Genomic DNA, 11,397 nt, shown 5'->3' on the forward strand with positions numbered 1-11,397 from the left:
AGTGTCGGGCTGCATGGGCACCCGGATGTTCGCCGGGTGCCCATGACGCCCTTGGCCAGGGGATGAGCGGGACGCTTATGCGATTCCGCTGCTTTGGTTCGCTCCGGCCGCTTGACTGTGAAATGCACTACTGCAGCGCAGAGGGTGCGGGGCAGTTGTACTGCGATGGAGCGCTGGGCACTGCCTCAAGTTTTGATTCACGGTCGAGGAACAGAATCCTGACCCGGTTGCCATAGCAGTCAACGGTCCCGTCATAGGGCAGGGTTCGCCCGGACAGCCGCTCGAACGCTGCCATGGTTGTCTGCTGGGAAAGGCGCCGACGCGACTCCAGCAGCGACACGACCATGAGGATTCCGCGCCTGGAACCCATTCCGCCGCACCTTGCACGAATGCGAATCTGGCCACCTTCATGCTTGAGAAGAATGGAGACCGCATCAATGAGTGTTCGGTAAGCGGCCAACTGCAGTTCCACGCTCAGGTTGCAGGGGTCGCCCTTCAGATCCGGGCGGAGAACGCGCTCCGTCAGCTTCCATGACTCACGGATGCCGCCAGCCTGCAAAGCCACGTAAAGCCCAAGATGCTCCAGGCCCGAGGGATAGACCATGCTTGTCTGTTCGCGAAAGAGCCGCGAATGTACATTTGAGGTATGCAGAAGGCTGCTGGCCACTGCGTGATGTCCCTGGGCCTTGAGCCAGTCGGCCAGCTCAACCAGCGACGTATCAATGCCGTCGCCGAGCTTGCGAAGGTGCAGGGCACGCTCACGCAGCTCCATCTCGCTGGCCAATTGCGAGCTCCTCGCAAGATGGATGGCGTCCCTTTCCCCCATCTCGCGCAGCCTGTAACGATGGTAGAAGTGGGTGATGCGTGATCCGAGCAACAGCAATACGATGCCGCTGATCGCCATGATCTGCTGGGTGATGAAGGCCGCTGGATCGAATGCGGTTGGATGTGTGTTGGGCGTGGTCAGGCCGATGACCATGTTGAGCACCGGCACTGCAAGGGCGGCACCCTTCCAGCCATACAGGCAGGTAAGTGCGGCCGCGGGGAGTGCCAACAGCAGCAGGAGCGTTGCCTTCAGCGCAACCCAGTCTGCGGGCAGTTGAGTTGCTGCTATCCCGATCAGCAGCATCAACGAAAGTGCCGCCAGCATCGGGGTCTTTCGTCCAGCGTTCCACTCCTGCCCCACGTCCTGTCGCGCCCACAGCATGGCGATGGGGGCCACCGTCAGAATGCCGATGAAGTCGCCCACGCTGTAACGCGCCGCATTGGTCAGGAAGGGCGTGGAAGGGGGGGTTGGCCAGAGCAGATGGGAAAAGCTGAGGTTCAGCAGAGTAATAACGACGCTGGAAGCGGCGGCAATCAACAAGAGGCCGATCGTCTGCGACTCCGCCATCAGTCGCCGTTGCAGCTTCACAATCAACATCACTGCGGGCATGAGGAACGCGGAGGCAACAATGACCCATGTCAGGCCGTACTTCTCGATCATTGGCACGCGGGACTGTGCAAAGTACGCATATTCGCCCAGCAGCAGATAAGGCCACAGGCGCGGCGGGCACAACAGTACGGCCGCCACCCGGATGCCGGCTGGCAAATAGAACTGATCCAGCGACAGCTGTCGGGTTGCCCAATAGGCAACTGCATAAAGCAAGGCAAGCATCAGGCCAGCCGGACGAATGCGCACCTTCAGCAACAATCCTTCTTTCCACCAGTCCAATCGCACGTCCCCCTCTCCTACGTGTCCCCTGTCAGCTTCCATTCGCCGCGGGGCGCGGTTTCTCAGGACGTTATCGGTCTGCGAACGATTATGCAATTGCACAGCTGCGCATTTAGGTAATTGACCAACCATCCATCACACATGTTGCGTGAAAATCTGTGACGTGTGCAGCACGATCAGCGCTGCGGTGCGCTTGTCAGAACGTTCAATACAGGTGGAGATGCAGAATCTTCACCACAACGCATCCCGCAGCTTGTACCACGACATCGCCGCCACCAGCAGCGGCGTGCGCAGCAGCCGGCCGCCAGGGAAAGGCGCATGCCGCAGCCGCTGGAACACGTCCAGGCGCTCGCTCTGGCCGGCAATCGCGGCGGCGATGACTTCGCCGGCCAGCCCGGCGGCGGCCACCCCATGGCCGGAGAACCCCTGCGCGAAGTACAGGTTGCCGTCCAGCCGGCCCCAATGCGGGGCGCGGTTGCGGGTGATGTCCACGTAACCGCCCCAGACCTGCTCCAGCGGCACGTCGGCCAGTTGTGGAAACACCTGGTGCATGCGCCGCTGCATCACCCCGTGCAGGCCGGGTGGGGGCAACGCCGAGTAACTGGCGCGACCGCCGAACAGCAGCCGGTGATCGTGGCTGAGGCGGAAATAGTCCAGTGCCCACGCGGTGTCGGCCACGGCCATGTTGTTGCCGATCAGGGCGCGGGCGCGCTCGGCACCGAGCGGCGCGCTGGCGCCGATATAGGTGCCGACCGGCATGATCCGGCGTTCCAGCTCGGGCAGCAGGCCCTGCAGCCAGGCATTGCCGGCAACCACCAGGTGCGCAGCGCGCACGCTGCCCCGCGCGGTATGCAGGGTGGGCTGCGGTCCGCGCTGCACGCGGGTCACTGCGGAGTTCTCGTGGATCACCACGCCGGCCGCGCGCGCCGCATCGGCCAGGCCACGCGCATAGGCCAGCGGGTGCAAGTGCGCGCTGTGCGGATCGAACATCGCGGCGCGGTAGCGCGGGCTGTCCAGCTGCGCGCGCAGGGCATCACGGTCCCACCACTGCATCGGGTAGTCGTAGTGGCGCTGAAGGTGCTCGCAGTTGGCGTGCAGGTCGCGCTCGTGGCGTTCGCGGATGGCGACGCTGGCGTGGCCCTCCACCCAATGGCAGTCGATACCATGGCGATCGATGCGCCTGCGCATCGCCTGTACCGCTTCGCGCGACCAGTCGAACAGGTGGCGCGCATCGTCACGGCCGAGCTGACGCTCCAGTTCGTCCACCTCGCAGCCATAGCCGGCCAGCGCCTGGCCACCATTGCGGCCGGACGCGCCCCAGCCGACCCGCTGTGCGTCCAGCACTACCACGCGCTGGCCACGCGCGGCCAGTTCCAGTGCGGCGGTCAGGCCGGTATAGCCGGCGCCCAGCACCGCAACGTCGGCCTGCACCTGCCCCTGCAACGAGGGCAGTGCGGGCGGTTCGGGCAGGCTGGAGGCATACCAGCTGGGCGGAAACGCGGCGCTCACTGCAGGCCTCGCGGGTGCAGTGCGGGAGGGCGGAGCAGGGCAGGTCGATCAGCGTTCACCCCGGTAGTTTCGCCGATGCGCGGCAGCTGCGGTGTGACGGCAGCGACTTGCCGCCGTTGCCAGGCGACGGGTAACGTGTCGGCACGCCAAGGAGTGACCCCATGCGCCGCCTGCCCTGGGTGGGCCTGCCCACCGACAGCACCGTGCTCGGCCACCACCGTTTCGCGGTGGCCGGCGAGAAGTACGTGCGCGCGCTGGCCGAGGCGGCCGAGGTGACCCCGGTGGTGTTGCCGAGCCTGCAGCCACCGTTGCCGGCCAGCGACTGGCTGCTTGGGCTCGATGGCCTGCTGTTGACCGGCGCGGTCAGCAATATCGAACCGCAGCACTACGAGGGTGGCCGCAGCTGGCCAGGCAATCCGCATGATCCGGCCCGGGATGCCAATGCCTTTGCGTTGCTGCACGAAGCGCTGGCGCTGGACCTGCCGGTGCTGGCGATCTGTCGTGGTTTCCAGGAATTGAACGTCGCGCTGGGTGGCAGCCTGCATCCGCAGGTGCATGCGGTGCCCGGCCTGGCCGACCATCGCGAAGACCCGCAGGCGCTGGTGGAAGTGCAGTATGGGCCGGCCCATGCGGTGACCCTGGCCGCCGATGGCTGGCTGGCGCAGTGGCACGGCAGTGGCCGCGCGCAGGTCAATTCGGTGCACGGACAGGGCATCGCCCGCCTCGCGCAGGGCCTGCAGGTCGAGGCCATGGCCGATGACGGACTGGTCGAGGCAGCGCGCAGCCTGCACCATGGATTTGTGCTCGGCGTACAGTGGCATCCGGAGTGGCGTGTCACGCAGACGCCGTTCTATCACGCTATTTTCCGTGCGTTCGGCCAAGCTTGCCGGCAGCACCAACAGAACCGACTGGATTCCCGATGAGTTCCCGAACGCGCCCGCGCAAGACGGCCACGCCCCCCGCACCGCAGGAAAGCAGCCTGCTGCGCTGGCTGAAGGAGCGGCGCATCACCGAGGTGGAATGCCTGGTGCCGGACATCACCGGCAACGCGCGCGGCAAGATCATTCCTGCCGACAAGTTCTCGCACGACTACGGTACGCGCCTGCCGGAAGGCATCTTCGCCACCACCGTCACCGGCGAGTTCCCTGACGATTACTACGACCTGACCTCGCCGTCGGACTCGGACATGATGCTGCGGCCCGATCCGGACACGGTGCGCATGGTGCCGTGGGCGGCCGACGCCACCGCGCAGGTCATCCACGATTGCTACACCAAGAACGGCGAACCGCACGAGCTTGCGCCGCGCAACGTGCTGCGCCGCGTACTGGCGGCTTATGCGGAACTGGGCCTGCGCCCGGTGGTGGCGCCGGAGCTGGAGTTCTTCCTGGTGCAGAAGAACACCGACCCGGACTTCCCGCTGCTGCCACCGGCCGGTCGCTCGGGGCGCCCGGAGACCGCGCGGCAGTCGTACTCGATCGACGCGGTCAACGAGTTCGACCCGATCCTCGACCTGATGTACGACTACGCCGATGCGATGAAGCTGGACGTGGACACGCTGATCCACGAATCCGGCGCAGCACAGCTGGAGGTGAACTTCACCCATGCCGATGCGATGGACCTGGCCGACCAGGTGTTCCTGTTCAAGCGCACCATGCGCGAGGCGGCGATGCGCCACGGGGTGTACGCCACGTTCCTGGCCAAGCCCATGGAGAACGAGCCCGGTAGTGCCATGCACATCCACCAGAGCCTGGTGCGGGTGAGCGATGGCAGCAATGTGTTCGCTGGCGAGACCGATGCCGAGGGTGAGTTCAGCCCGGTGTTCGGCCACTACCTGGGCGGTCTGCAGAAGTACGCGCCGCAGGCGATGGCGTTCTTCGCGCCGAACGTGAATTCCTACCGGCGCCTGGTGTTCGGCGAGGTCTCGCCGAGCAACGTGCACTGGGGTTTCGACAACCGTACCTGCGGCCTGCGCGTGCCGCTGGATACACCGGAAAACATGCGCGTGGAGAGCCGGTTCGCTGGTTCCGACGCCAATCCGTACCTGGCAATGGCCGCCACCCTGGCCTGCGGCCTGCTCGGCATCCGCGAGCGGCTGGCGCCGGACGCGCCGGTGACCGGCAGCGCGAAGGAACTGGGCTACAACCTGCCGCGCTCGCTGGGCGAGGCGCTGGACGGGCTGGAGCAGTGCAGCGAGCTCCAGGCCCTGCTGGGCGAGCGTTTCTGCCGCGCCTACATCTCGGTCAAGCGCAAGGAATACGAGACCTTTTTCCGCGTCATCAGCTCGTGGGAGCGCGAGTTCCTGCTGCTGAACGTCTGAGCATCTGGAATAGAAAAATCCGCCGCCGGGGGGTAGGCTGGCACCCGTCGCCGGCCCCGCCGGCCCCCCTTCCCGCATTCTGGAGCACCCGATGAAGCTGCGTATCCTCACGCTCGGCTTGGCCTCCGCCATGCTTGCCGCCTGTGGCGGTGGCAACGGCGGCGCGCAGGACAGCCAGGTCCTGAACGTCTACAACTACAGCGATTACATCGCCGAGGACACCATTCCGACCTTCGAGAAGGAGAGCGGCATCAAGGTGACCTACGATGTGTTCGACAGCGATGAGATGGTCGAGACCAAGCTGCTGGCCGGCAACAGCGGCTACGACGTGGTGGTGCCGACCCTGAACTTCTTCGGCCGCCAGATCCAGGCCGGCGTGTTCCTGCCGCTGGACAAGAGCAAGATCCCGAACCTGGCCAACCTCGATCCGGCGGTGATGAAGCGCATCGCCACCCAGGATCCGGGCAACCAGTACGGCGTGCCGTACATGATCGGCACCACCGGCATCGGCTACAACGTGGACATGCTGAAGCAGCGCTTCGGCGGCAGCACCGATATCGCCAACAGCTGGGACCTGGTGTTCAAGCCGGAGAACATCAGCAAGATGAAGGACTGCGGCGTGACCATCCTGGACACGCCGGCCGACATGATCCCGATCGCGCTGCATTACCTGGGCCTGGATCCGCACAGCGGCGACCCGGCCGAACTGCAGAAGGCGGCCGACCTGCTGAAGTCGATCCGCCCGTACGTGCAGAATTTCCACTCCTCGCAGTACGTCGGTTCGCTGGCCAATGGCGGCACCTGCCTGGTGGTCGGCTGGTCGGGTGACATCATCCAGGCCCGCGACCGCGCCGAGGAAGCCAGCAATGGCGTGCACGTGGCTTATTCGATCCCGAAGGAAGGTGCGCCGCAGTGGTTCGACATGCTGGCGATCCCGAAGGACGCCAAGCACCCGGAAGCGGCTTACAGGTTCATCAACTATCTGCTGGAACCGAAGGTCGCCGCGGCCAACACCAACTTCATCCACTACGCCAACCCGATCCCGGCCGCGACACCGCTGGTGGACGAGGCGATCCGCACCGACCCGACGATCTATCCGCCGGCTGACGTGGCCGAGAAGATGTTCACCTACTCGATCAACACGCCGGAGACCGACAAGCTCTACACCCGGCTGTGGACCGAGGTGAAGACCGGCCGTTAAGCGGGTCTGGCGCCGCCGGGCGTTGCCCGGCGGCCGCCTTGCTTCACCGTGCCGGAATCGGTACCGCCGCCCTCGCCAAGGTGCCTCAGGATGGCCGGCAGCAGGTCGCGTGCATCGCGGCCGCCGTTGCACAGGAACGACGAACTCATCCGCTGCAGGTTGTGCATGCCGATGAAGAACAAGCCCGGTTGCGGGGAAACGCCAAACTCGCCCAGCGGATAGCCGTGGGCATCCAGCGCGCCCTGTACATCGAGCCAGGGCCACTCGGCGACGAAACCGGTGGCCAGCACCACCGAGCGGATGTCTGCGGACGGCAGATCCAGCTCGCACGGGGACGGTTCCGGCTCCCAGTGCAGGTAGACCTCTTCGGGAATGTAGCGGGCATCGTCGGTGCGCGGTTCGGGCCGCGTGGCGTAGTACGCGCTGGCCAGCGAATCGAGATAGGCATACTCGGCCCGCGTCGCTTCGATCGCGGCGCGAAGTTGCGGGCGGACATCGGCGAAGCGGGCGGTGTTCCCATTGAATTCCTGCAACCGGCCCAGCAACCTGATGCCTGCACGGTGCATCGCCAGCAGGCTGATCGAACTGCCCAGGCCGGCGCCTCCCTTGCCGGAAATCAGGGGGAACTCCGCGGTGCGGGCCTTGCGCAGCGCGCCCGGCTCGCCTGCCAGTACGGCCGCCGATTGGCTTACGTGTTGATGGATGCGCCCGGCCATGTCCCACCAGGTCATCGAGTCCTTGCCGCGCAGCCGACGGGTGTGCGAATGACGATCGGCCAATGACCAGTACACGCTGCGACCACCGTCGCGCAGGTCCTGGGCGATCTGCGCGCCGGACTGGCCGCCGCCGATGACCAGCACCGCGCCCTCGGGTAGCTGGCCGGGACCGCGGTAGTCGCTGGAGTGCAGCATGGTGAGGCCTGCTGCGGGCGCGAACGGGGCCCGGGGCAACCGCGCCCGGCGGTATTCACCGGTGGCAACCACCACCGCCTGGGCATGGATCAGTCCCCGGCTGCTGTCGATGGCATAGCCACCGGACTCGGGCCCGACCCGATGGACCACGCACCCTTCGCTGATCGGCAACGAGCGCTCGTCGGCATAGTCGCGGAGCCTCCGGATCACTTCCGGGGCCCCCATGAACCCTTCCGGGTCATCCCCGGCATAGGCATGGCCATGCAGGGCCATGGTCGCGTTGGCGGTGTTGGTCTGGAACGAATCCCAGCGTCGCCGCCAACTGGCACCCACGGTTTCGGCCTCCAGCACGCGATGCTCGACGCCGGCCTCCTGCAGGAGCGCGCTGAGCGACAACCCGGCCTGGCCGGCGCCGATGATGACCAGCGGCAGCCGTGCAGGCAGGCAGCCCGGCAGGCGGGGCGGGAAAGGGGAGGGGCTGTCCAGGGAAATCACCAGGGTCGGTCCATGCAAGGCCTAGATCCGGGGCATTGCGCGGGGAATGTCCCGGGCATTCAATGGATCCCGCTCTGAAAAATGTTGCAGATCGGGCCGCCGCCCGTGGTGTCTGGCCGGGACGGCCGTCCGGGCGTCGAGGAGACCCCGGGCCTCCCGGCGCACAGGCCACCATGGCGGGGGAAAACCGACACACCTCGGGAGGCCTGGGCGCGCCAGCGGCCGCTTCCACCCACTGCCGTCATATCCCCTTCGGCCCCCGGCCGTTAGAATGGCCGCCGCTGTCCACCGCCCGCTCCCGGAGCCCCCATGCCCGTTGAAGCCCAGCCGGTAGCCGCCGTCGTCGACACGACCGGTGCGCCCGGCTATCTCTCCATTCGTGATCTGCGCAAGGAATTCGACGGATTCGTCGCCGTCGACGACGTCAACCTGGACGTGCGCAAGGGCGAGATCTTTGCTCTGCTCGGTGGCTCCGGCAGTGGTAAATCGACCCTGCTGCGCTGCCTGGGCGGCTTCGAGACGCCCACCAAGGGCAGCATCACCGTCGATGGCCAGCGCCTGGACGCGCTGCCGCCGTACCAGCGGCCGGTCAACATGATGTTCCAGTCCTATGCCCTGTTCCCGCACATGACGGTCGAGCAGAACATCGCCTTCGGCCTGAAGCAGGATGGCCTGGGCAAGGACGCGATCAGCAAGCGCGTCGGCGAGATGCTCGACCTGGTGCAGATGGGCCACCTGGGCAAACGCAAGCCGCACCAGCTGTCCGGTGGCCAGCAGCAACGCGTGGCGCTGGCGCGGTCGCTGGCCAAGGGGCCGAAGCTGCTGCTGCTGGACGAACCGATGGGCGCGCTGGACAAGAAGCTGCGCTCGCAGATGCAGCTGGAACTGGTCAGCATCATCGAATCGTCGGGCGTGACCTGCGTGATGGTCACCCACGACCAGGAAGAAGCGATGACCATGGCCACCCGCATCGCGGTGATGGATGCCGGCTGGATCCAGCAGGTCGGCAAGCCGGACGAGGTCTATGAGCAGCCGGCCAACCGCTTCGTCGCCGAGTTCATCGGTTCGGTCAACCTGTTTGACGGGGTGATCGACGAGGACCTGCCCGAGTACGTGACCGTGCGCTCGCCGCTGTTCCCGGCGCCGATCTACATTGCCCATGGCATCACCTGCTATGAAGGGCAGCCGGTCGCGTTCGCGCTGCGCCCGGAGAAGGTGATGATCGGCAAGGACGAGCCGGAAGGGCACACCAACAAGGCGCAGGGCGTGATCGAGGACATCGCCTACTTCGGCAGCCACTCGGTCTATCACGTGCGCCTGCCCAGCGGCGCCAAGGTGCTGGCCAACTTCGCCAACTCGCAGCGCTGGGCCAGTGATGGCTTCACCTGGGGCGACGAGGTGTGGGTGCACTGGCGCGACAACGACGGCGTGGTGCTCACCTCATGAGCGTCGCCGGCCTGAAGCGCTGGCTGCCGGGGCTGCGTGCCACGGTGATCGGCATTCCGTACCTGTGGCTGCTGCTGTTCTTCGCAGTGCCGTTCCTGATCGTGCTGATGATCAGTTTCTCGCTCAGCCGGGTCGGCTCGCCGCCGTATACCTGGCTGCTGCAGTACGTGGACGGCGGGTTCTCGCTGAAGCTGAACCTGGAGAATTACCTGGCGCTGTTCCGCGATTCGATCTATGCGCAGGCCTTCCTGAGCTCGATCAGGATCGCGGCCATCTCCACCTTCCTGACTCTGCTGATCGGCTACCCGATGGCCTATGCCATCGCCCGCCTGTCGCCGGCCGCACGCAACGTGGCGATGATGCTGGTGGTGCTGCCGTCGTGGACCTCGTTCCTGATCCGCGTGTATGCGTGGAAGGCGATCCTGGACCGCAACGGCTTGCTTGACCAGTTCCTGCAGTTCACCGGCCTGCAGGCGCTGATGACGTCGATGGGCCTGCCAAAACTGCAGTTGATCGATACGCCGACCGCGGCCTACATCGGCATCGTCTACTGCTACCTGCCGTTCATGGTGCTGCCGCTGTACGCCAACCTGGTCAAGCATGACCACCGCCTGCTGGAAGCGGCCTACGACCTGGGTGCCAAGCCATGGCAGGCCTTCCTCCGTATCACCCTGCCGCTGTCGAAGGCCGGCATCATCGCCGGCTGCATGCTGGTGATGATCCCGGCAGTGGGTGAATTCGTGATTCCGGAAATGTTGGGGGGCTCGGAGACGCTGATGGTCGGCCGCCAGCTGTGGAACGAGTTCTTCAACAACCGCAACTGGCCGGGCGCGTCGGCGATGGCGGTGGCGATGATCCTGTTGCTGCTGGTGCCGATCCTGCTGTTCAACCGTTCCCAGCAGCGCCTGCTGGAAGGGAAGCAGGCATGAGCCCGCGTACCGCCAAGGGCCTGGGGCTGGGCGTGCTGCTGCTGGGCTTCGCCTTCCTGTACCTGCCGATCCTGCTGTTGATGTTCTATTCGTTCAACAGCTCGCGGCTGGCGATGGTCTGGGCCGGGTTTTCCACCCGCGCCTACAGTGACCTGTTCGCCGACCGCGCGCTGATGGATGCGATGTGGACCAGCCTGGTGGTGGCGTTCTGGACCGCCTGTACCGCCACCGTGCTGGGCACGCTGGCGGCGATGGTGATGACCCGCTTCAAGCGCTTCCGTGGCAAGCCGCTGTTCGGTGCGCTGGTCACCGCGCCGCTGGTGATGCCGGATGTGATCCTGGGCTTCTCGCTGATGGCGCTGCTGGCCTCGATGGGCGCGATTCCGGGCTTCCCGGCGCGCGGCCTGGCCACCATCTGGATCGCGCACGTCACCTTCACCCTGTGCTTCGTCACCGTGGTGGTGTCCTCGCGGCTGCAGGAAATGGACCTGTCGCTGGAAGAAGCGGCGATGGACCTCGGGGCCAGCCGGCTGACCGTGTTCACCCGCATCACCCTGCCGATCATCGCGCCGGCGCTGGTGGCGGGCTGGCTGCTGGCGTTCACCCTGTCGCTGGATGACGTGGTGGTGGCCAGCTTCGTCGCCACGCCGGGCTCGACCACGCTGCCGATGAAGGTGTTCGCGTCGGTGCGCATGGGCATCAGCCCGAAGATCAATGCACTGGCCACGCTGCTGGTGTCGGCGGTATCGATCGCCGCGGTGATCGGCTGGTACATCAATGCCCGCGCCGAGAAGCGGCGCCAGCGCGACCTGCAGCTGGCGCGGCAGGACAACGGCTGAGTACACGATCCGTCCACTGTGCCGGCAACACCCGGC

9 protein-coding genes are annotated in these 11,397 nt (G+C 66.0%); 6 read left to right on the top strand and 3 right to left on the bottom strand.

Annotated features, from left to right (window positions below; all coding sequences use genetic code 11):
• Positions 1-127: 127 nt before the first annotated feature.
• Positions 128-1,720, bottom strand: coding sequence for an MASE1 domain-containing protein (locus PEM_RS05195; protein WP_065186143.1), 1,593 nt, complete (start codon positions 1,718-1,720; stop codon positions 128-130).
• Positions 1,721-1,945: 225 nt separating this feature from the next.
• Positions 1,946-3,184 carry an FAD-binding oxidoreductase gene (locus PEM_RS05200; protein ID WP_194442127.1) on the bottom strand — a complete coding sequence of 413 codons (1,239 nt, stop codon included), beginning with the start codon at positions 3,182-3,184 and terminating at the stop codon, positions 1,946-1,948.
• Positions 3,185-3,384: 200 nt separating this feature from the next.
• Here PEM_RS05200 and PEM_RS05205 point away from each other — a divergent pair, with 200 nt between their 5' ends.
• The 3 genes from PEM_RS05205 to PEM_RS05215 all read left to right on the top strand — a co-directional run bounded on the left by PEM_RS05205 (position 3,385) and on the right by PEM_RS05215 (position 6,741).
• Positions 3,385-4,146: a gamma-glutamyl-gamma-aminobutyrate hydrolase family protein gene (locus PEM_RS05205; protein ID WP_095378308.1), complete on the top strand. Its 762-nt coding sequence runs from the start codon at positions 3,385-3,387 to the stop codon at positions 4,144-4,146.
• The gene (locus tag PEM_RS05210; RefSeq protein ID WP_088025507.1) at positions 4,143-5,540 is read left to right on the top strand and encodes a glutamine synthetase family protein; all 1,398 of its coding nucleotides are present in this window, start codon (positions 4,143-4,145) and stop codon (positions 5,538-5,540) included. Before PEM_RS05205 ends, PEM_RS05210 begins: the two co-directional genes overlap by 4 nt.
• Positions 5,541-5,631: 91 nt before the next feature.
• Complete coding sequence (locus PEM_RS05215) at positions 5,632-6,741, top strand: polyamine ABC transporter substrate-binding protein (protein ID WP_005415924.1); 1,110 nt, start codon at positions 5,632-5,634, stop codon at positions 6,739-6,741.
• On the opposite strand, the gene PEM_RS05220 is transcribed toward PEM_RS05215, so the two are convergent.
• Positions 6,738-8,165 carry an NAD(P)-binding domain-containing protein gene (locus tag PEM_RS05220; RefSeq protein WP_111127079.1) on the bottom strand — a complete coding sequence of 476 codons (1,428 nt, stop codon included), beginning with the start codon at positions 8,163-8,165 and terminating at the stop codon, positions 6,738-6,740. The two genes, PEM_RS05215 and PEM_RS05220, sit on opposite strands and share 4 nt — an antisense overlap.
• A 291-nt stretch (positions 8,166-8,456) precedes the next feature.
• Here PEM_RS05220 and potA point away from each other — a divergent pair, with 291 nt between their 5' ends.
• Genes potA through PEM_RS05235 form a run of 3 tightly spaced genes read left to right on the top strand, consistent with a single transcriptional unit; the run spans position 8,457 to position 11,361 of the window.
• Complete coding sequence (gene potA, locus PEM_RS05225) at positions 8,457-9,593, top strand: polyamine ABC transporter ATP-binding protein (protein WP_005415926.1); 1,137 nt, start codon at positions 8,457-8,459, stop codon at positions 9,591-9,593.
• Positions 9,590-10,522 (top strand): ABC transporter permease subunit, encoded by a 933-nt coding sequence (locus tag PEM_RS05230; protein WP_005415927.1) that lies wholly within the window; start codon positions 9,590-9,592, stop codon positions 10,520-10,522. The genes potA and PEM_RS05230 overlap by 4 nt, the downstream gene beginning before the upstream one ends.
• Positions 10,519-11,361 (top strand): ABC transporter permease subunit, encoded by an 843-nt coding sequence (locus tag PEM_RS05235; RefSeq protein ID WP_005415928.1) that lies wholly within the window; start codon positions 10,519-10,521, stop codon positions 11,359-11,361. Before PEM_RS05230 ends, PEM_RS05235 begins: the two co-directional genes overlap by 4 nt.
• The last annotated feature ends 36 nt before the right edge of the window (positions 11,362-11,397 follow it).

It is taken from the genome of Stenotrophomonas sp. Pemsol (assembly GCF_003586545.1).
In the GTDB taxonomy this organism is placed as follows: Bacteria; Pseudomonadota; Gammaproteobacteria; order Xanthomonadales; family Xanthomonadaceae; genus Stenotrophomonas; species Stenotrophomonas sepilia.

Coding starts and splice junctions, on each gene's coding strand:
- PEM_RS05205 (WP_095378308.1), top strand. CDS start 3,385: ATGCGCCGCCTGCCCTGGGTGGGCCTGCCCACCGACAGCACCGTGCTC.
- PEM_RS05210 (WP_088025507.1), top strand. CDS start 4,143: ATGAGTTCCCGAACGCGCCCGCGCAAGACGGCCACGCCCCCCGCACCG.
- PEM_RS05215 (WP_005415924.1), top strand. CDS start 5,632: ATGAAGCTGCGTATCCTCACGCTCGGCTTGGCCTCCGCCATGCTTGCC.
- potA (WP_005415926.1), top strand. CDS start 8,457: ATGCCCGTTGAAGCCCAGCCGGTAGCCGCCGTCGTCGACACGACCGGT.
- PEM_RS05230 (WP_005415927.1), top strand. CDS start 9,590: ATGAGCGTCGCCGGCCTGAAGCGCTGGCTGCCGGGGCTGCGTGCCACG.
- PEM_RS05235 (WP_005415928.1), top strand. CDS start 10,519: ATGAGCCCGCGTACCGCCAAGGGCCTGGGGCTGGGCGTGCTGCTGCTG.